The organism is Rossellomorea sp. DUT-2 (genome assembly GCF_052665285.1).
This window is the reverse complement of the sequence record NZ_JBQPEO010000002.1, coordinates 330,388-351,865: the sequence shown is the minus strand read 5'-3', so window position 1 is coordinate 351,865 and position 21,478 is coordinate 330,388. Positions and strand designations below refer to the sequence as shown.

Here is a 21,478-nt window from a genome sequence, read left to right as displayed (position 1 = left end):
TATGAAAATGAAAATAGGTATTACCTGCTACCCGACTGTTGGAGGCTCTGGCGTAGTAGCAACAGAGCTTGGGAAATTATTAGCAGAAAGAGGTCATGAAATTCACTTTATAACCTCGAGCATTCCATTTCGGCTAAATAAAATGTATCACAACATCTATTTTCATCAAGTGGAAGTGAGTCAGTATTCAGTGTTTCAATACCCGCCTTACGATATAGCACTGGCGAATAAGATGGCAGAAATTACGGAGCGTGAGAACCTGGACATCCTTCATGTACATTATGCGATCCCTCATGCAGTCTGTGCCATTTTGGGTAAACAAATGTCTGGTAAAGATGTTAAGATTGTCACCACCTTGCACGGCACCGATATTACCGTACTTGGTTATGACCCTTCTTTAACAGGAGCGATTCGATTCGGGATCGAAAAGTCTGACGTGGTGACCGCGGTTTCTTCCGCATTAGTGAAACAAACCAATGACTTGATACAGCCGGATAAGGACATTCAAACGGTCTATAATTTCATAGATGAAAGAGTATACAAGGCAGTAGATTCCCAGCATCTTAGAAATGAATATGGGATTAGGGACAATGAAAAAGTCATTATTCATGTTTCCAACTTTCGCGGGGTGAAAAGAGTAAAGGATGTTGTAGCGGCATTCAATCTTATACAAAGCGAGATTCCAGCCAAGCTTCTACTTGTGGGGGACGGACCTGAAATGACGGTGATATGCAGACAGGTGGGAGAACTCGGACTAGAAGATCGAGTTTTGTTCCTTGGAAAACAGGATAACTTAGAAGAGCTTTATTCACTTAGTGATATTAAGCTGCTGCTTTCAGAAAAAGAAAGTTTCGGTTTAGTTGCCCTGGAGGCTATGGCTTGCGGCGTGCCGAGCATTGGGACAAATGTAGGAGGCATTCCGGAGGTCATTGAGGACGGATACAACGGCTATATATGTGAAGTCGGGAACGTTGCACAAGTGGCAGAAAAGTCTCTGTTGTTGCTGAAAGATGAAACACTTCACAGGGAACTCTCGGAACATGCGCTTCTAACGGCCCGAACAAAGTTTCATTCCAGCAAAATTGTCGAAGAGTATGAACGGATCTACAAAGAGCTTCTATCATGATATAGTCGGAAGGAAAAGATCCTAGTAAAGCAGGTGTTAAAAATGTTACCGAGTATGTTCCAACAAGCCGTACCCGTTTTAAAGAAGATTGAAAGGGCGGGATTCGTTGCCTATTTCGTTGGTGGATCCGTCAGGGATCACTTCCTGAGTCGTCCGATTAACGACGTAGATATCGCAACGTCTGCCTATCCACAAGAAATAAAGGAGATATTTCCGAGAACAATTGATATCGGCATAGAACACGGAACCATTCTGGTCATTGAAGAGGGAAGAGAATATGAAATCACGACATTCAGGACTGAATCTGCCTATGCGGACTTTAGAAGGCCGGATAAGGTAGAATTCATCCGCTCATTAGAAGGAGATCTGGAGCGCCGTGATTTTACGATGAATAGTATGGCCATGGATGCTGATGGGAAAGTATATGATCCCTTTAAGGGCCTCGAAGACATACATAATAGAGTGATCAGGACCGTGGGATCACCGGATTTACGGTTTACTGAGGATGCTCTTCGTATGATGAGGGGAGTGCGCTTTGTCAGTCAATTAGGATTCAAGGTCGAGCCTGTTACACTGAATGCATTAGAAGAGCACTCCAGCCTTCTTGAGCATATAGCCGTAGAAAGAAAGACGATGGAGTTCGAGAAGATTGCGGGAGGTAAATGGAAACGAGAGGCACTTTCCCTCCTGGTCCGTACCAAACTGTATACTGAACTCCCTCATTTAACTCAACATAAAGAAACTCTTCAACAAGTTGCGGATCTACCTCGATTAGAAGACATAAATAAGGACCAAGCATGGTTACTTCTTTTGTACATTGGGGATATTGATACCCAGGATTTTCTGAAAGACTGGAGGCTTCCGACGAAAACGATACGGGAACGTTCGAAGGAGCTTGAAATTTTAAAGGAAAGAAGGAAGTCCGGCTGGTCTAAGCCTTTGCTTTATCGTGCCGGCCTGGAAGCAGCGGTTAATGTTGAGAAAGTCCATGAATGCATAGAATCCAAACCCGTTTCTTCTATAGAAAACGTGAAAGAAGAATATCAATCATTAGCGATTACATCGAGACAACAACTGGATGTAACAGGAGAGGACTTAATGATGTGGGCGAACAAAAAGGGTGGTCCATGGATGAAAGAACTTTTGGCTGAAATTGAATGGGCGATTATTACCGATACAATTCATAACGATAAAGAAACGATAAGGAGGTGGCTACAGACATGCAATCGACTATAAAGAAGAAACTGCTTCACGCTTTGTCTGAATCGGATCAGGAATTTTTATCCGGACAAGCACTGGCTGATATAGCAGGGTGTTCAAGAACGGCTATTTGGAAGCATATTGAAGAACTTCGTAAAGAAGGCTTTGTGTTAGAAGCCGTAAGAAAAAAAGGGTATCGAATCATTGAAACCCCTGATAGTGTGACAGAAAGTAAGATCCGCTTAGGGTTACAAACGAAAACCTTAGGCAGAGCGATACACTATGAAGAGTCGGTTCAAAGTACACAGCGCATCGCTCATGTGCTTGCCGGCGACGGTGCATCAGAAGGTACGTTGGTCATAGCTGACGAACAAACTGCCGGAAGAGGCAGGTTAATGAGAGAGTGGCACTCATCAAAGGGAACGGGAATTTGGATGAGTCTGATCTTAAAGCCCCTTCTTCCACCTCAAAAGGCCCCACAGTTTACACTCATTACTGCCGTTGCCGTCGTTCAAGCGATTGAGGAAGTAACAGACCTTCATCCGCAAATCAAATGGCCGAATGATATTCTAATTGACGGAAAGAAAGTGACGGGGATTTTGACGGAGCTTCAGGCTGAATCTGATAAAATAAACTCCATTATTATCGGGATCGGCATGAATGTAAATCATACGAAGGAACACTTTCCTGATGAACTTCAGAAGATTGCAACCTCACTGGCTATAGAACAAGGAGAACCTTTATCAAGATCAGAAATTGTTCAAAAGGTGTTAGAACGAATCGAAGCCCTATATTCTATTTATATGAAGGAAGGCTTTACTCCGGTCAAGCTGTTATGGGAGAGTTATGCAATCAGTATCGGTAAGAAAATCCGTGCCCGTACCATCAATGGAACGATTCAAGGAAGGGCACTCGGGATAACTGATGAAGGCGTTCTGAAGATCGAAGACTCAGCAGGGACCGTTCATCAGATTTATTCTGCAGATATTGAAGTGAATATTTAAGTGAAACCGGGATGTGGCTATCCGATTGCTTCCATCCCGGTTTTTTTATGGTATAATCTCATTGGGCAGTATCCTTGGAACTGCACCCCTATACGTTCAGCTTTTATTAACTTTAATACAATTTCTGCCTTGATCCATTGTGGACTGGGACAGAGGGTCGAAACAATGATACTAAACACTTATGATCCTTCTGTCATTTATTCAGGAGGTTTTTTTAGTTCTGTATTGAAAGTGCTTTCATTTCGTTTCGTCACCTCTGACTGAAAAGAAGGAGGACATTATGAAACAAACGACAGATTTTTTTAAGATGAAGAATAAGAAAGAAAAGATTTCCATGCTTACAGCGTATGATTATCCAAGTGCCAAGATAGCGGAGGAAGCTGGAATTGATGTCATCCTTGTTGGTGACAGCCTCGGAATGGTTGTATTGGGTTACGACTCAACGGTACCTGTTACAGTTGAAGATATGATTCATCATACGAAAGCCGTAAAAAGAGGGGCGAAAGATACCTTTATCGTCACTGATATGCCGTTTATGTCCTACCATTTGTCTAGGGATGAAACTCTTAAAACAGCGGCTCAGATTCTTCAACAGGGAGGCGCTCACGCTGTGAAGGTAGAGGGGGGAGATCATGTGATTGATCGTATCCATTCCCTTACAAGTGCCGGGATACCCGTTATGGCTCATTTAGGTTTAACGCCTCAATCCGTCGGTGTCCTTGGAGGATATAAAGTACAAGGAAAAACAGCCGACACAGCCAAAAAGTTGATCGATGATGCCATAAAATGTGAACAGGCAGGTGCCTTTGCTCTTGTGTTAGAGTGTGTACCAAAGCAAATCGCCAAAGAGATTTCAGCAGCATTAACGATTCCGACCATTGGAATTGGTGCAGGCAGTGAAACAGACGGCCAAGTATTAGTGTTCCACGATCTTGTAACATACGGGGTGAACCGTGTGCCTAAGTTTGTTAAACAATACAACAATATATCAGAAGCCATTCATATCAGCATAAAAGACTATATAGAAGAAGTTAAAGGGGGGAGCTTCCCATCTGATGACCATTCCTTCACGATGCGGGATGAAGAATTGGAAACTCTCTATGGTGGAATGAAAAAATGAAAGTGATAACGAACATACAAGATCTGCAAGCCTCGATACAACAAGTAAAGAATTCAGGTTCCTCTATCGGATTTGTCCCTACAATGGGGTACCTTCATGAAGGTCACTTGACTCTGGCGGAGGAAGCAGGGAAAAACAACGATACTGTCGTGATGAGTATCTTTGTAAACCCCCTGCAGTTCGGTCCGAATGAAGACTTCGACCGCTATCCTCGTGATGTTGAAAGAGATGCGGAGTTAGCAAGGAATGTTGGGGTTGATATACTCTTTATTCCTGAAGTGGTAGATATGTATGATGGGAAACAATCAGTAACCTTGAGTGTGATCGAGCGGGTAGAAGTACTGTGCGGACGAAAACGGGAAGGTCATTTTGACGGAGTGGTAACCGTTCTGACTAAATTGTTTCACCTTATTCAGCCGACCAGAGCATATTTCGGGCTGAAGGATGCCCAGCAGATTGCCGTAGTGGAAGGGTTAGTAAGGGATTATTTCTTTCCGGTGGAAATTGTGAGGGTGCCTACCGTCAGGGAAGAGGATGGCTTGGCGAAAAGCTCAAGAAATGTCTATCTATCAAAAGAAGAGAGAAGGGAAGCTCCTTCACTTTATCAAAGTCTGATAGAAGCAAAAAATCGTATTGATGCCGGAGAGAGAGACCCCGATTCGATTATTTCCATGATTTCTATGAACGTTCAAGAAAATACCTCGGGAAAAATCGATTATGTGGAAGCGTACTCCTTTCCTGAGCTAGCGGAACTGTCCAGATTACAGGGTGAGATCATTATCGCTCTGGCAGTTCAATTTCAACAGGCCAGATTAATTGATAATATAATCATCAGTGTAGAACCAGAGGAGGATTCAAATGTTTAGAACGATGATGAGTGGTAAAATCCACAGAGCGACTGTAACAGAAGCGAACTTGGATTATGTGGGAAGCATTACCATCGATCAGGATATATTAGATGCAGTCGGAATGATGGCGAATGAAAAGGTTCAGATTGTAAACAACAACAATGGAGCCCGCCTGGAGACTTACATTATACCAGGTGAAAGAGGAAGCGGCGTCATATGTTTGAACGGCGCTGCTGCAAGACTTGTGCAAAAAGGTGATATTGTCATCATCATATCGTATAAACTGATAGCTGAGGAAATGGTCCATGACCATATCCCGAAAGTGGCTATCATGGGAGAAAATAACCGTATCATTGACATGATCGGTACAGAACCTGAAGCGACAATACTATAAAAGAAAGCGGCAAGTCTTCTCATTTGTGAATAGGAGACTTGCTTTTTTGTTTATGGTACACTTATTTAGAAATCATAAGAGTATGAAGTAGGATCTAAATAAAGGCAGTGAAGAACATGTACCCATTTAAACTCGTTGTTATCGATCTTGAAACAACAGGAAATTCTCCTAAAAAGGGAGAAAAAATCATCCAACTATCAGCGGTTATTATAGAAAACGGAAAGATCATTGACCAATACACATCATTTGTGTCACCTGGAAAACCGATTCCTGCGTTTATTGAGGAATTGACGGGGATCAATGATGAAATGGTCAAGGACGCTCCAGCTTTTCATGAAATTGCACCGAAAATACTAGAGCTTCTGGATCATGGCGTTTTTGTTGCTCACAACGTTCAATTCGATCTATCATTCCTTCAAGCAGAACTGGAAGATGCAGGCTATAACCCATTTACGGGTCCTAGCTTCGATACAGTAGAATTAGCTAAAGTGGCCTTACCATCAGCAGACAGTTTTAAGCTGACGGAATTATCCAATACATTGGATTTAAGCCACGTAAGGCCTCACCAGGCAGACAGTGATGCCTATGTGACAGCCGAAATTCTTCTTTATTTTATTGAAGAATTGTCAAAGCTGCCCTTAGTCACACTCGAAAATCTTCACAAGCTTTCACGTCATTTGAAAAGTGATCTTTCCTTATTGTTTGACAGTATTGTGAGTGAGAAACAAAAACACGTAGAGGACCTTCCACGACAGTTAGAGGTATATCGGGGACTGGCTCTCCGGAAGAAATCCGCTTCAAAGAAAGATGAATCAACTATTGAAAATCTCCATATTGATGATCCCGATATAGACGAACACTTGGCGCAATATGTTCCCTTCTATGAGAAGAGAGAGCAGCAAATGGAAATGATGGATGAGATTCAACAGGCTTTTCATGAATCCCGGCATGTGGTCATAGAAGCGGGGACAGGGGTTGGCAAGTCACTGGGCTACTTATGGCCTGCGGTCATGTTTGCCAAGGGCTCTCATGAAAAAGTGGTCATCAGTACATACACCATTCAATTGCAAGAGCAATTACTTCATAAGGAAATTAAATTATTGGAAAAAATAAGCCCTACACCATTCAGAACCGTACTACTAAAAGGGAAAAATCATTACATAAACCTGTTTAAGTTTGAACAGTCTCTCAGGGAAGATGAGTCTCAATATGACGTAGTACTGACAAAGATGCAAATTCTGGTATGGCTTACACGAACAGAGTCCGGTGATATGGATGAACTTAACCTTACTTCCGGGGGGCAGTTGTTCTGGAATCGTCTAAAACATGACGGATGGCACTTACCTCATACAAAAGATCCCTGGGTCGGGAAAGACTTCTATCTTTTCGCAAGAAAGAGTGCTCAAGAAGCAGATATCATCATTACAAATCACTCAATGCTTCTGACTGATATCGTGAAGGAAAGCAGCATGCTTCCTCCTTACGATTACTTAGTGATAGATGAGGCTCATCATCTGGAGAAGTCAGCAAGACAGCACCTTGGAGTTGTAATGGATTATCTCTCCATTAAGTTTAGTACTTCCCAGTTAGGAACTCTGGACCAAAAACAGTTGTTCTATCGACTTGATCAGCTTATTTCCAACCATTCAATTCAAATGAATACCCACTCATTTGAATTGGATTCTCGTATTAGTCAGTTTTACATTGATTTAGAAGAGGCCATCGGAGTGTTGACGAGCGTTTTCTATAAGAAAGCCAAAAAGAGAACCGGGGTACAAAAAATACAGCTGAGAATTACGGACGAAATGAAGAAGAGCAGCTACTTTCAACCTGTAATCATGTCCATGGAACGGGTTATTTCAGGAATGAAGTTTGTGGAAAAAGAGTTTCATCAGATTCTGGAGACCATCAAGAATAAGAAGATCAAGCTACAAGATAAAGAAAAAGCCTTGATTGAAGAATTCTACAGCTTTTTAGTGGATTGGGCAGAGTTGAGAATGAATTTTCAAACCGTCTTTTTAAGAGAAATGAACAACCATGTTCTCTGGTTAGATGGAGATACAAGATCATTGCCGAATAGTCTTTCTATCCAAGCTCAACCAGTTACCGTCAATCGTAATCTTCAAGATGAGATCTTTGCCAAAAAGAAAAGTGTCGTCCTTACTTCAGCTACCCTGACCGTCAGCGGGTCTTTCAATTACTTCTTAAACGAGATTGGACTCATAGGTCAAGGGGTAAAGCAGTTACAGCTTACTTCTCCTTTTGACTACAATGAAGTTTCCAGATTGTTCGTCCCAACAGACGTCCCTGAAATTCAGCAAGTTCAAAGTGAAGAGTATATTGAAGCAATAAGCTCGCATTTAATTGGAGTGGCTCAAGCGACGAAAGGGAGAATGCTCATCTTATTTACGTCTTACGATATGTTAAGAAAAACGTATGAGCTGATGAAAGAAAGTGGTTTATTAGAGGAATATGTATTAATGGCACAAGGAATCACCTCAGGAAGTCGTACACGGCTGACAAAGAACTTCCAGCGATTTGACAAGGCGATTTTATTTGGAACGAGTAGTTTCTGGGAGGGTGTAGACATTCCAGGAGAAGACCTCTCTTGTCTTGCCATGGTCAGACTTCCATTTTCACCACCTGACGAGCCTGTCAATCAGGCAAAATCAGATATCCTCAAGGCTCAAGGAAAGAACCCGTTTTCTTCTCACTCTTTACCCGAAGCGATTATTCGGTTCAAGCAAGGGGTAGGAAGGCTGATTAGAAGAAGCAGTGATCGGGGAATCGTGATTGTATATGACCGAAGAGTGATGACGACAAGGTATGGTAAGGCTTTCTTGCAGTCGATTCCTTCAATGGAACTAAAAGAAGGAGATTTATTTGATTTGGTTTCATGGATTGAAGATTGGCTCTAGACTAAACTTCAGTGATAAATTTTACTCTTTAACACAACCTAAAGAGTAGATGTGAAACTGGAGGATTGAAAATGAGAGTGATCTTTTCGGTAATGCTGACTTTTTTCCTTGTCATTTCAAATGCCTATGGAATGAAAGTGCCTCAGGTGGATTTACATGTATCACATGAGGAGTATGCGATTAGTTTTCTTCCTGTTTTAAAAGGGGAGGTAGCAGTTCTTCATTTAGCTTCCGGGAAAAATTATTTAATTAATACAGGACCCCTTCAGGAAAGTAAACAATTATATTATTATTTGAATCAAATGCATATTGACAACATTAAGGGAATCATCCTCACGGAAAAAAGAGAAGTGCATGAGGATATGATTACTGAACTTGGTAAGAAGTACTCCATAAAAGAAATAATAACGGGTAAATCCCTGGCTGAAGCAATACAGAAAAAAGGTTCCTTTAGGATGCACACGATCACAGAGGATCAATCATACTCGCTTTCAAAAGAGGTAGCATTAAATGTGATGCATGAAGGCAATGAGAAAGGAGAGGGATTGGACTTTTCCATTACCTTCTTCCATCATCGCTTTTTGTGGCTGAGCTCACAATCATTGCATTCTGAAGAGGTTTTACTTACAAAACCACTAAAGAACGTCAATATTGTTAAAATACCTCTTCATTCTAAATCGGAAAGCATGTCTCACCGTCTTCTGAAGCATATCGATCCTCAAACGGCTTTACTGTACCGTTCTAAGGAAAGGCTTCTTAATGGTGAAATGCTCGAAGCCATCAACGAGGCGTGGATTGATCTGTATTTAACTGGGCAACATGGATTGATCTCCATCAAATTTAATAAGCGAAACTACGAAGTGCTTACCTTTGATCAAGAAGATGGAGTGTTTAAAGAAGAGGGCGGGAAACACTAATGCCGAAAGAGAAAAAAGTGAGGCTGACTAAGTTGTCAGCCTCACTGAGTGTGGATTAGAATACCGATTTTGTGATACGCTCTACCATAATAACCATTAATGTTGTTATAATGTGTGTAGCGTTTCTTACTCATAGTGTGGCGAATAGCCGGACGTCATGAGTAGAAAAAATGTTTTTTATTAAGGGAGTAACTTAAGTAAGCGGGTAAAAGGAGGAACACCATGGAGAGCCGAATTGAAATTCTTTCCACCGTTCGTATCGAATATACGGATAACTTATATAAAGTGGTTGATACATTAAATAGAACCTTAAAAAAAGATGATTATATGTTTGGTTTAGCCTTAGATCCGGAAGATCAGAATCAAGCAGTATTAACAATATATCGTACATAAAGAGTGATTGTAATGAAAAAATGGATAACAATTATCGCCCTATTGTTCTTAGTCCTTGGGATAACGGCTTCGGTCGTACTTTATCAAGTTTCCCGGAACCCATTGGATAATCAGGCAGAGAAAGCTCTGAATAGAGTGAAAGCTGAAACGGCTATCGTTGACGTTGAAAACACAAGCTTCTATAACGGATCTAAGTCATATGTTGTTGTGACAGGCAAGGATGATCAAAATGAGAAGCTCGTCGCTTGGGTACCCAATAAAAAAGGGAAAATAATCGAGAAAAAATGGGCAGATGGTATCTCAAAAGAACAGGCAATCAATAAACTAAATGAGGAAAAACAACCGAAGGAATTATTATCGGTACGTTTAGGATATGAATCTGTTGGGCCTGTATGGGAAATCACCTACTTGGATCAACAAGACAATTTAAATTACTTCTACCTGCTGTTTTCTACTGGAGAATGGTGGAGAAAAATTGAAAATTTATGATCAGGGGGAATACTGCAATGAAATTTACGTTAGCTGACAGAGTTAGTGCTTTAACACCATCAACGACTTTAGCGATTACTGCAAAAGCAAAGGAAATGAAGTCACAGGGTATTGATGTTATCGGTTTAGGTGCAGGTGAACCTGACTTTAATACTCCTGAACATATCATCAATGCTGCGTATGCGTCCATGACTGAAGGCCACACAAAGTATACTCCATCCGGTGGTATGGCCAAATTGAAAGAAGCTATCATCCATAAATTTGAAACAGATCAGAAACTTACGTATAAACCATCTGAGATCATCGTGACGAGTGGTGCAAAGCATGCCCTTTATACATTGTTTCAAGTTCTTTTAAACGAAAATGATGAAGTCATCATTCCTACTCCATACTGGGTCAGCTATCCTGAACAAGTGAAGCTTGCCGGAGGAACTCCCGTGATCGTTGAAGGGAAAGAAGAGAACGAGTACAAAGTTACTCCACAGCAGTTAAAAGAGACGATTACTTCCAAAACGAAAGCAGTCATTCTCAACACACCTAGTAACCCTACAGGCATGCTATACTCCCACGAAGAGTTACAAGCAATTGGAGAAGTATGCTTAGAGAACGATATTCTGATCGTTTCAGACGAGATTTATGAAAAGCTTGTATACGACGGGAATTCACACACGTCTATTGCTGAATTGTCTCCTGAACTTAAAGAGCAAACCATCGTGATCAACGGGGTGTCAAAATCTCATTCCATGACGGGATGGAGGATTGGATATGCGGCAGGGAACGAGGCAATCATTAAAGCAATGACCAATCTTGCCAGTCATTCAACCTCTAACCCAACGACAACTTCACAATATGGGACGGTTGCTGCCTATTTGGGAGATCAACATCCTGTAGAGGAAATGAGACAGGCATTTGAAGAACGCTTAAACATTGTTTTTGATAAATTGAACAGTATTCCAGGGTTTCATTGTTTGAAGCCTCAAGGTGCTTTCTATCTGTTCCCGAATGTGTCAGAAGCGGCCAAGAATACAGGCTACAACAATGTCGACGAATTTACCAAAGCTCTGCTGGAAGAGGCAAAGGTAGCGGTTATACCTGGTTCTGGTTTCGGATCGGACAATAATATCCGTCTTTCTTATGCCACAAGTCTTGATGCACTCGAAAAAGCAATTGAGAGAATGCACGAATTTGTTGTTAGGAAGAGTAAATAATTACAAGGTTTGCAGACCGTGTTCGTTTCGGTCTGCTTTTTCCTTAAATTCATCCCCGTTTTGCTGTATCTATTGCGGCGGGATAACGGTAAATGTATAATAAATAACGATACATAAGCGTCTTAAGTTTTTTTGGAGGGAAAAAATCGTGAAAACTACTATATCTCAAGTAAGTAAGTTTGTAGGAGAAGAAGTAACCATTGGTGCTTGGCTTGCCAACAAACGTTCAAGTGGAAAAATCGCCTTTCTTCAGCTTCGTGACGGAACTGGATTCATTCAAGGTGTTGTCGTAAAAAGTGAAGTGGAAGAAGAAATCTTTCAAAAAGCAAAATCATTAACTCAAGAAACATCTCTATATGTTACAGGAACGGTTTCAGAAGATTCCCGTTCACCGTTTGGATACGAACTGCAAGTGAAAAGCGTAGAAGTGATTCATGAAGCAGTGGACTATCCAATTACACCGAAGGAGCACGGAACAGAATTTCTGATGGATCATCGTCACCTTTGGCTTCGTTCCCGTAAACAGCATGCCGTGATGAAAGTGCGTAACGAAATCATCCGTGCAACCTATGAGTTCTTTAATCAAGAAGGATTCGTAAAGGTGGATCCTCCCATTCTGACTGGAAGTGCTCCGGAAGGAACGACCGAGTTATTCGCCACTAAATATTTTGAAGAAGATGCCTATCTTTCTCAGAGTGGTCAGCTGTATATGGAAGCAGCGGCCATGGCATTAGGGAAAGTATTCTCTTTCGGACCGACTTTCAGAGCGGAGAAATCGAAAACCCGTCGTCATTTAATCGAATTCTGGATGATCGAGCCTGAAATGGCATTCTATGATTTTAAAGATAACCTGGAAGTGCAGGAGCAATATGTTTCTTATATCGTTCAATCGGTCCTGGAAAATTGCAAGCTTGAATTAGATCGATTAGGAAGAGATACATCTAAATTAGAGCAGATCAAAGCGCCTTTCCCGAGAATCACTTATGACGATGCACTTAAGTTATTGCATGAAAAAGGATTCGATGATATCGTGTGGGGAGACGATTTCGGAGCTCCACATGAAACAGCCATAGCTGAAAGCTACGACAAGCCGGTATTTATCACGCATTACCCGACTTCTCTAAAACCTTTCTATATGCAACCTGATCCAGACCGTGATGATGTCGTATTATGTGCCGACCTGATCGCACCAGAAGGGTACGGAGAGATTATCGGTGGCTCAGAGCGTATCCACGATGCGGAACTTATGAAACGTCGCATTGAAGAGCACGAACTTGCTACAGATGCGTACAAGTGGTACTTGGAACTAAGAGAATATGGATCTGTTCCTCATTCAGGATTCGGTCTTGGACTTGAAAGAACAGTTGCTTGGATAAGCGGAGTAGAACACGTAAGGGAAACCATCCCATTCCCGCGTCTACTAAACCGTTTATATCCATAATACAAACACCAAACAAAGAGCTGGCCGGATTGCATTAAGGGCAATCCCGGCCGGTTCTTTTCTTTTCCTTCGCTAAGATGGTTTTTTAAGATAAGCTCTGCCCGGGCTCTGTCAGACAGTGAGTGCTAGATGGTGAGGGGAACTGCTTCGCTTTCCGCGGACGTACGGCCGAGCCTCCTCAGCTTCGCTTCCGGGGTCTCGGCACGCCCGTTTTTCCGCAGGAGTCTACGCAGTTCCCCTCACCATCTTAAATAGATTTTTCGTGACAGAGCCAAAAGGTTTACTTAAAAATAAGAGAATCTACAATTTTAAGCTGCTTCTTTTCTTAACAATGACAGCACCGTTTCAAAGCCTTCTTCTTTGTGTATAGAGGGTTTTTGTACAACTTTTATGCGTCATTTTTGGTGGAATTCAAATCAGGCGTGAATTTGCGCTAGGTCCGATTGATTCATCCTGATTTTCTTCGTGATAACACATGCGGAAGTTTAGATATAGGGCGCATTTATAATACTAACTAAATCTGAACTTTTTGTGTTTGTCTTTCCATAATTAGTTTAAGTCGAATGTAGTAGCACAGAGTGGATTGTAGCGGAAGGCACTTGACTCCTGCGGGAAATAGAGGAAAGGTCGAGACCCCACAGACGGTACGTCGAGGAGGCTCGACTTCCTCCCCGCGGAAAGGAACGGTCCCTGTTTTTACACTGCCACTGATTCAATTTTCCATCTTTCTTCTAATTCATATCCATGTCCACATATACTGAAGCATGATATACTAGTGAGTGAGGTGTGCCGAATATGGATTATAAACGTTTAATGGTGTCCTGGATCGAAGAGGGGACACTTAACATTCCGCAATTATTATTATCAAATTACAATACCCTGGGTTTAAATGAGTCAGAGTTTGTTCTATTATTGCAAATTTACGGTCATCTGGAAAAGGGAAACTATTTTCCGACACCAGAAGAGCTCTCGGAACCTATGAGTATTTCTACCGAATACTGTTCATCTATTTTAAGAAAGTTAATGCAACAACAGTTTCTATCGATCGAAGAGGGATCTTCACCAGATGGAATCCTGTTTGAAAAGTATTCTCTTAATCCTTTATGGGAAAAGATGGCTGAGTTCGTAATTCAGGATTCCAAAATGAAGCAGATGGAGAAATCCATGGAAGAAGAAGCGGACATTTACACGACATTCGAACAGGAATTTGGTCGTCCGCTATCTCCGTTAGAATGTGAAACCCTGGCCATGTGGTTGGATCAGGATGATCATAATGCTATTATTATTAAAGCGGCATTGAGAGAAGCTGTCATATCCGGCAAGCTGAATTTTAGATATATCGATCGGATTCTATTCGAATGGAAGAAAAACGGTGTGAAAACCATTGAAGATGCGCGTAACCAAAGCCAGCGCTTCCGTTCTCACCAAAACCCCGCAGCTTCCAATGATTCTGCTGCTTCTCCTAAACGAAAATCAGTACCATTTTATAATTGGCTTGAGCAATAGGAAGAAAAAAGGGGCTGACTCTCAAATGCTTGAGGGTTGGTCTATTTTTATTTTGGATAATCGTTGTTGATTTTTAGGACAAGTTGGAGGTAGTAGGATACATGCTAAATAAAAAACAAATACAAATTTGCTTAGATGAAATGAGAGAGATGTTTCCAGACGCTCACTGTGAGCTGCGTCATGAAAATCCTTTTGAGCTTGTCATTGCGGTGCTTCTGTCGGCTCAATGTACTGACGCCCTCGTGAATAAAGTTACAAAAGGCTTATTTGAAAAATATAAGCAACCTGAAGATTATCTGAATGTTTCTTTGGAAGAACTTCAACAGGATATACGTTCCATCGGGTTGTACCGAAACAAAGCGAAAAACATTCGTAAACTATGTGAGATCATCCTGACTGAACATGGGGGGAATGTTCCTGAAAGTCATGAAGAATTAGTGAAGCTGCCGGGTGTAGGAAGGAAAACAGCAAATGTAGTAGTATCGGTTGCATTTGGAGTGCCGGCTCTGGCAGTTGATACCCATGTTGAACGTGTAAGTAAGAGATTAGGGATTTGCCGATGGAAAGATAACGTATTAGAAGTAGAGAAAACGTTAATGAAAAAAATCCCGAAGGAAGAATGGTCCGAAACTCATCACCGGTTGATTTTCTTTGGAAGGTACCATTGTAAAGCCCAATCACCCCAATGTGATGTATGCCCGCTGGTCGATTTATGCAGAGAAGGTCAGAAGAGGCTAAAGAAAAAAGGTAACATATGGAAGTAATGACCTTAAGCGTTCCATTACAACTAAAGGATCCTTTTTTCTTTCCTGATTTAAAAGTGAGAGTGGATACTTCTCATATCATACTTTATGAGCCTTTCTTCGCTTATGAAATTCTCTATTTCAATGAGGAGTCTCCAGGTTCGCTTCCCTGGGTGGATCATGAATACTTCATAGGTAACATACTTAAAAGCTGGAGAGAGGGGGAGGAGTGTCTTAAAACGTTATTTAATAAACGTTCCAAGGATACATTACCTCTGATGAAAAAGAGTATTGCACAAGCTTATATGCTTTTATACTGGAGTAATTCAATGCCGGTAATATTAAATTCTGACATTACTCCCATTGATAGTCTTTCCATTAAACCGGTCAACGCAGGGGAGAGAATGTCATTTATCAGGAACAATCCAACCCTTTTCCATTCTTTCATACAGTTATCTCAGCTATTCGAGGAACAACATAAACAATATGCTAAATCTCTGGCTCTAAAGCGGGCTAGAGAAAATTAAAAAGGCAACGAGAAAATGTTCTCGTTGCCTTTTTACCTTATTCTTGTTCTCTTCGGGAGTCCGATTGGGTAGCAGGTGCACCATTCGTGGCACCATCTCCAGTTCCTGATCCGTTGCCGGTACCGTCACCAGTTCCATCACCGGTTCCAGTCCCATCACCAGTGCCGTCATCTGTACCTCCGTCACCAGTTCCATCTCCTTCAGGTGGAGGAGTAGTGCCATCATCGCCACCTGTGTCTTCACCATCATTACCTGAATCTTCTTCATTACCATTTCCTTGACCATTTCCTTGACCATTTCCTTGACCATTTCCATTACCGTTGTTATTTCCATTATTGTTACCATTGTTATCTTGATTTTCATCGTTGTTTTCATCTGGTTTTTCTTTATCTTCATCATCAGTAGACTTGACATCAACATTGACGGTTGCAGGATTACTGCGCTGATCTCCTGATATGGCTACAACCTCAAAGGTGAACGTTCCTTGGGATTGAATGTTTTCTACATTTAATCCTTTCTTATCCGTTGTCGATAATACTTGTTTCGCTTCACCATTTATCGAAACCGCAACTTCAAACTGAACGTCCTTCTCTTTACCATAGTCCCAGGCAAGAGTGATGGTTTGATCCTTCTTATTGAATTTACCTTTCAGATTTGAAGGTGCATCAATCTTGTCGAATTCTTTTGAAACCTTGGAAGGTTCCGTTCCACGGACGAATAATTCAGTAATCACTCTGTCATCTGGAGTGTATTCACTTGGTAGTCTAGGCGGATTGCTTCCTAGTTCAACCTTGGATTCAACCACGCTGTCCGGTTTATTAAAATCGGGTGTGTCAACGCCTTCATGAACATAGCTCATCAGGTCACTGACAATGTATTGTGAAACCCTTCTATCCGTAGGGGATAGTGATATGGAACGAGTCTTATATCCAGTCCAAACCGCCGCTGTGTAGTTTGTGGTATAGCCTACAAACCATGAATCAGGTGCGCCTGTTTTAGCAATTCCATATTTTTCGCGTTCTTTTTGAGTATAGTTCGTCGTACCTGATTTTCCGGCCATCGGTAATCCAGGCACCTTGGCATAAAGGCCTGTTCCTCTTGGATGGTCGATCACGCTCTGCAGCATATCAGAAATCATATAAGCGGTATATTCTTTCATTGCCGGCTTTGGTTTATTATCATTTTTAATCTCTGTTTCACCATCGCGTAAGACAACTTTTGTAACCGTATGCGGCTTGTTGTAAATACCTTCATTCCCAAATGCGGCATAAGCGCCGGCCATTTGTACGGAGTTTACCCCAGGAGACACACCGCCGATTGAAGCAGATTCATAATAATGATCGAACTTTAATCCGAGACCATTCACAAATTCCTCTGCTTTCTCTGGACCGACTTCCTGAAAGGCTTTAAGAGCAGTGATATTTCGGGAATCCCAGAGACCCTCACGTATCGTGATCGGCCCCTTGAATTGACCATCATAGTTATTAAGTTCTGTTCCATCAGAATATTTATAAGGCTCGTCATTTAAAATATGGTAGGTTGACCATTTTAAATGCTCGATGGCAGGAGCATAGTCTAATAAAGGCTTAATCGTAGATCCGGGCTGACGTTTTGTATCGATCGCAAAGTTAAATCCACGCTGAACGTTTGGATCCTGCTCTCTGCCGCCACCAATCGCTCTGATTTCTCCCGTTTTCGTATCCATAAGGGTTACCCCCGCCTGCAGGGGCTCTTTAGGATTCTCGGGATAACTGAAGCTGGTATTTTCACCTGCTAAAATTTCTTCCAAACGTTTTTGAGCATTTGGATCAACGGTTGTATAAACCTTTAAGCCATCTGAAAACAGGTTATAGTCACCCATTTTTTGTACTTCATCAATAACCGCATCCACAAACGCAGGATATTTGTTTCCGTTTTTCTTTTCGACTTCTTCAGCTGATACCAATCCTTTAGTGATCGGGATGGCCTGTGCTTCCTTTTTTTCTTTTTCATTGATTTTACCGTGCTGTTCCATTAAAGATAGGACGATATTTCGTCGCTTTTCCGCTTTTTCAGGGTATTTAAAAGGATTATAATTGTTTGGGCTTTGAGGCAGTCCGGCAATCAGGGCTGCTTCATGAAGCTCGATGTCCTTAATGTCTTTACCGTAATAATAGTCTGCAGCAGTAGCCATTCCGTTTATTCCAGCGGACATATACACTTTATTGAAATACATTTCAAAGATTTCTTCCTTTGTATATTCCTGCTCAAGCTTAAGAGCCAGCCATGCTTCTTGAGCTTTTCTTTTTAACGTTTTCTCAGGGCTTAAAAAAGAACCCTTGATCACTTGCTGGGTAATCGTCGAAGCTCCTTCTGAACCGAAACCGCCTGTAACATTGGCTATGACGGCGCCCCCTAATCGAATCAAGTCAATTCCGTTATGCTTATAGAATCGATTGTCTTCTGTGGCAAGGACCGCGTCCTGCATGATCTTTGGGATATCATCGAAGTTTGCGTATTCCCGTTTTTCTTTCCCGACGGTCGTGATCAATTCCCCGTTCATATCATAAATTTCTGATGCAATCGGATCCTTGAGTAATTTTTCATCAAGCTTTGGGGCACTGGACGCATAATAAGCAAATAATCCTGCACCTGCAAGCATCCCGATAATACCGATGATAAATAATGATATAATGACGCGTTTAACCATAGAGCCCTTTTTCTTGCTCTTTGTGGATTTTGACTTTTGTTGGGCCAGACGCTTTTCTTCCCTTGACTTATATTGACCAGCCATATTGTTTCCTCACTTTCAATCTTCAGTGTTTTTAGTATTGTCTAAGATTTAAAATATACTACTGATATTGAGATAAATTATAGATTAACTCATTTTTCGTAAACTAAAAATATAACTGATGGACTATTTTTAAATAATCGACCCTGGGATGTAGTCCCAAAGGAATGATGACTCCTTTTTCCTCAAGCTCTTCCCGTTTGATTGATTTTCTTCCTCCATTTATCATGCGGTCCCAATAAACCCTTAGAGCTTGGTAGGGAAGTAAGAACACTTCTTCGGAAGCAGAAAACCTTACTAGTACGAAGGTAATGCCGTCTTGATTATGGACGTTTTCCATATGCCGGATTTGATGCTCGTGAAAATTTTGAAGTGGAAAGGATGTTTTATTCTTTGTTTCTTTCGCTTCAAAGTCGATATATCTTCCGTTGTACACACCATTATAATCCGTCGTGGAGGGCTGCTTAAAGTATGCTTCCTTAATGACGGCCGCACTTCTCGATGGATAATGGACATCCACTATTTGAACGGGAGTCGGTTTTTTGTGAATGACTGCTTTATGAAACGTTAAATAATATTGGTTCGTTTCATTAATGTCTTCTTCAAGGGTCATACCTCTGTTGCTATATGATAGTTGTTTCGGTTTTGCCTTCGCTTTTTTTGAGGGTAATGGCGCTTCCACATATTTCTTCCCATTAGGATAATGGAATTTCATGGTAATTCACCTCGCAGACTAATCTATATCATAACAGAAACCACTCCAATTTGTGTGAATAATTGTTTACAAATCTCCTCAATCTATGGCTAAGGAGAAAGGGGGATAATAAGGATGGATGAAATGAGCAATACTTATCGCTTTTTACCCTATATAGCTGAACCTAAACTTACAAATGAGTGGATTCATGAAATCAAGCAACTAGTGAATCTGCATAATCAAGATAATATATCAAGAACGATGGCTTATCAAAAATTCTTCCTTCTTCATCCTGAAATAAAATGGTCTTTCCTGGCTTCGGTGGTATCAAGGAATGCCGGCTGGAATATGACCGATCTTAAAGGTGATATCTTCACGCGCCTTTTACATCCGGCTACCCGCGATGATCTATTCATGACGTATGAAAGAGCCAACTGGAGCATTTTTCAGGATGCCTTTCCTCAACTCCTTCTCTATCATTATTCGACGAGGTATAAGAAGAAAATGTTTCATTTGTTTAAAGAATTTCATATTTCAAGCTTCATGGAAGAGGAGTGGAATCGTTATTGGATGGAGAGAGATGACCATAGATTGGTTCATTCTCTAATAATAAATGAGCAGCACCTCATTCAAGGACCGGTCATTGAACATGAGGTATTTAAGAAGAGGGTGTTTGGTTCAACTCTATTCTTTATTGAAGATCATCTTCATTTCAGCTCCGTTCTATTTCCGACATTAGAGGGGAAACTTTTAGGTGCGAGTGTCCATGGCTTCAGAAAAATAGAAAACAGAATTCTTTTAGGAAATAAATTATTTACGATTTTATTTCATCCTGATCATCATTCCTCCTTTTTGAACTTTGCTTTACAAGTAGAGCATACAGGATCCAGAAGAGACTACGAACAGTATTGTAAGGGAGTCCCAAAAACGAATACGCCAATGCTCCATCAAGCTTATGACGATGTTCCACATCATTGGAAGTCTCATAAGGACTGGTCGATTAAGAAGAAAATGAATAAGGAGTGGTACCAAGAGCAGGGACTCCCTCATGGAATCGAATTAACAAAATGGTTTTTTCATAAACAAAGGCAGCTTGAGAAGGTGGCGAATGTAAAAGAGGGGTTAAAAAAGATCTGGAAGAGGGGTAGAAAGAAGAAGAGACCCACACTCTAAATTAGTGCTGGTCTCCTTTTGTCATGCTTGTCGGGTCTGAACAAGCCGCCTCCGTTTTCTTATTAGTCCAGCTACAGGGCTTAGAGGCTCGAGGTCATAAGTCAAGAACACCAAAAAGGCAAAGAGCGCCTTTCCGGTGTTCTCGCCTTATGCTTGTCGGGTCTGGGCAAAGCCCTTCCGCTTTCTTATTAGTCCAACTCCGGCGGCTAGACCCTCGAGGTCATAAGTCAAACCACCCAAAAAGGCAAAGAGCGCCTTTCCGGGTGGTTCGTCTTATGCTTGTCGGGTCTGAACGAGCCGCCTCCGTTTTCTTATTAGTCCAGCTACAGGGCTTAGAGGCTCGAGGTCATAAGTCAAGAACACCAAAAAGGCAAAGAGCGCCTTTCCGGTGTTCTCGCCTTATGCTTGTCGCCTCTGGGCAAAGCCCTTCCGCTTTGTTATGTCGAAGGGCGGTTTTCGCCTTCTAGTTTGGGGTTGCCTTTTGAGGCTTTGGTTTGGCCTGAATTTGTAGTTTGCTGTTTGTTTTGTTTGTTTTTTTGATTTTTCATTTGGTAACACCTCCCCCTATATTATTTTCTAGTTAACGCCTTATTTATTCAGTAAGTGTCGAAACATAATTAACGTAATGTCCATTTAACACTTTCTTTGGCGAAACGCTTCTAGTTTTGTCAGGGGGGAAGGGAACGGCTCATAAAGAGAGAATTACAGTATTAATCCAAAAAAAAGGTGGGAGGATTCACAATGCTTCCAAAACAAGATATTATGTTGAAACTAGCTGAAATTGAAGAAAGTTTGAATCAATTAGAACAAAGTCTGCATGATCGAATCTCAGTTGAAGAGCAAGAAGGAATGAATTCGTTAACGAACCAGATACAGAAAATCGACAGTGCATTGAACTCAGTGGAGAGAAAAGCGGAATCTAAAACCGTTCGTATGAAAAATAGAGAAAAGTCCTTTGTCTTACAAAAACTTGAATTATCCTATAAGACGTCTTAAACTGAATTTAT

The 21,478-nt window shown here is 41.4% G+C and carries 20 protein-coding genes; 17 read left to right on the top strand and 3 right to left on the bottom strand.

Annotated elements, in window-relative coordinates:
* Position 1 precedes the first annotated feature (1 nt).
* Genes bshA through ACOSV2_RS07440 form a run of 3 tightly spaced genes read left to right on the top strand, consistent with a single transcriptional unit; the run spans position 2 to position 3,330 of the window.
* Entirely contained in the window at positions 2-1,126 is a 1,125-nt protein-coding gene (bshA, locus tag ACOSV2_RS07450) for an N-acetyl-alpha-D-glucosaminyl L-malate synthase BshA (RefSeq protein ID WP_428974597.1), read from the top strand.
* Between the two features lie 42 nt (positions 1,127-1,168).
* Positions 1,169-2,362, top strand: a complete 1,194-nt coding sequence (locus ACOSV2_RS07445) for a CCA tRNA nucleotidyltransferase (protein ID WP_428974596.1) — start codon at positions 1,169-1,171, stop codon at positions 2,360-2,362.
* A complete protein-coding gene (locus ACOSV2_RS07440) occupies positions 2,347-3,330 on the top strand; it encodes a biotin--[acetyl-CoA-carboxylase] ligase (RefSeq protein WP_428974595.1) in 984 nt (327 codons plus the stop codon). Before ACOSV2_RS07445 ends, ACOSV2_RS07440 begins: the two co-directional genes overlap by 16 nt.
* 17 nt (positions 3,331-3,347) lie before the next feature.
* Here the strand turns inward: ACOSV2_RS07440 and ACOSV2_RS07435 are convergent, their stop codons facing one another.
* Entirely contained in the window at positions 3,348-3,509 is a 162-nt protein-coding gene (locus ACOSV2_RS07435) for a hypothetical protein (RefSeq protein WP_428974594.1), read from the bottom strand.
* A 101-nt stretch (positions 3,510-3,610) separates the two neighbouring features.
* Here ACOSV2_RS07435 and panB point away from each other — a divergent pair, with 101 nt between their 5' ends.
* From panB to ACOSV2_RS07375, 12 genes are all read left to right on the top strand, one after another.
* A complete protein-coding gene (gene panB, locus ACOSV2_RS07430; protein WP_428974593.1) occupies positions 3,611-4,450 on the top strand; it encodes a 3-methyl-2-oxobutanoate hydroxymethyltransferase in 840 nt (279 codons plus the stop codon).
* Positions 4,447-5,316, top strand: a complete 870-nt coding sequence (gene panC, locus ACOSV2_RS07425) for a pantoate--beta-alanine ligase (protein ID WP_428974592.1) — start codon at positions 4,447-4,449, stop codon at positions 5,314-5,316. The genes panB and panC overlap by 4 nt, the downstream gene beginning before the upstream one ends.
* Complete coding sequence (gene panD / locus ACOSV2_RS07420; RefSeq protein WP_113970685.1) at positions 5,309-5,692, top strand: aspartate 1-decarboxylase; 384 nt, start codon at positions 5,309-5,311, stop codon at positions 5,690-5,692. Before panC ends, panD begins: the two co-directional genes overlap by 8 nt.
* Before the next feature lie 116 nt (positions 5,693-5,808).
* A complete protein-coding gene (dinG, locus tag ACOSV2_RS07415) occupies positions 5,809-8,610 on the top strand; it encodes an ATP-dependent DNA helicase DinG (protein ID WP_428974591.1) in 2,802 nt (933 codons plus the stop codon).
* A 71-nt stretch (positions 8,611-8,681) separates the two neighbouring features.
* Positions 8,682-9,527 (top strand): hypothetical protein, encoded by an 846-nt coding sequence (locus ACOSV2_RS07410; RefSeq protein ID WP_428974590.1) that lies wholly within the window; start codon positions 8,682-8,684, stop codon positions 9,525-9,527.
* Positions 9,528-9,749: 222 nt separating this feature from the next.
* Entirely contained in the window at positions 9,750-9,920 is a 171-nt protein-coding gene (locus ACOSV2_RS07405) for a YpmA family protein (protein WP_082051082.1), read from the top strand.
* A gap of 12 nt (positions 9,921-9,932) precedes the next feature.
* Positions 9,933-10,409, top strand: a complete 477-nt coding sequence (locus tag ACOSV2_RS07400) for a cell wall elongation regulator TseB-like domain-containing protein (RefSeq protein WP_428974589.1) — start codon at positions 9,933-9,935, stop codon at positions 10,407-10,409.
* Positions 10,410-10,426: 17 nt separating this feature from the next.
* Positions 10,427-11,617, top strand: a complete 1,191-nt coding sequence (locus tag ACOSV2_RS07395) for a pyridoxal phosphate-dependent aminotransferase (protein ID WP_428974588.1) — start codon at positions 10,427-10,429, stop codon at positions 11,615-11,617.
* Positions 11,618-11,765: 148 nt separating this feature from the next.
* Complete coding sequence (gene asnS, locus ACOSV2_RS07390; RefSeq protein ID WP_428974587.1) at positions 11,766-13,058, top strand: asparagine--tRNA ligase; 1,293 nt, start codon at positions 11,766-11,768, stop codon at positions 13,056-13,058.
* A gap of 795 nt (positions 13,059-13,853) precedes the next feature.
* Complete coding sequence (locus tag ACOSV2_RS07385; protein ID WP_113970679.1) at positions 13,854-14,564, top strand: DnaD domain-containing protein; 711 nt, start codon at positions 13,854-13,856, stop codon at positions 14,562-14,564.
* 101 nt (positions 14,565-14,665) lie between these two features.
* The gene (gene nth / locus ACOSV2_RS07380; RefSeq protein WP_428974586.1) at positions 14,666-15,328 is read left to right on the top strand and encodes an endonuclease III; all 663 of its coding nucleotides are present in this window, start codon (positions 14,666-14,668) and stop codon (positions 15,326-15,328) included.
* Positions 15,319-15,834: a YpoC family protein gene (locus tag ACOSV2_RS07375; protein WP_428974585.1), complete on the top strand. Its 516-nt coding sequence runs from the start codon at positions 15,319-15,321 to the stop codon at positions 15,832-15,834. The genes nth and ACOSV2_RS07375 overlap by 10 nt, the downstream gene beginning before the upstream one ends.
* 37 nt (positions 15,835-15,871) lie before the next feature.
* Here the strand turns inward: ACOSV2_RS07375 and ACOSV2_RS07370 are convergent, their stop codons facing one another.
* Both ACOSV2_RS07370 and recU read right to left on the bottom strand, forming a co-directional pair.
* Positions 15,872-18,607, bottom strand: coding sequence for a transglycosylase domain-containing protein (locus ACOSV2_RS07370; protein WP_428974584.1), 2,736 nt, complete (start codon positions 18,605-18,607; stop codon positions 15,872-15,874).
* Between the two features lie 103 nt (positions 18,608-18,710).
* Entirely contained in the window at positions 18,711-19,319 is a 609-nt protein-coding gene (gene recU / locus ACOSV2_RS07365) for a Holliday junction resolvase RecU (RefSeq protein ID WP_428974583.1), read from the bottom strand.
* 114 nt (positions 19,320-19,433) lie between these two features.
* Here recU and ACOSV2_RS07360 point away from each other — a divergent pair, with 114 nt between their 5' ends.
* Together ACOSV2_RS07360 and ACOSV2_RS07355 are read left to right on the top strand one after the other, a co-directional pair.
* Entirely contained in the window at positions 19,434-20,471 is a 1,038-nt protein-coding gene (locus tag ACOSV2_RS07360) for a DUF2515 family protein (RefSeq protein WP_428974582.1), read from the top strand.
* A 741-nt stretch (positions 20,472-21,212) separates the two neighbouring features.
* Positions 21,213-21,467 carry a hypothetical protein gene (locus ACOSV2_RS07355; RefSeq protein ID WP_428974581.1) on the top strand — a complete coding sequence of 85 codons (255 nt, stop codon included), beginning with the start codon at positions 21,213-21,215 and terminating at the stop codon, positions 21,465-21,467.
* The last annotated feature ends 11 nt before the right edge of the window (positions 21,468-21,478 follow it).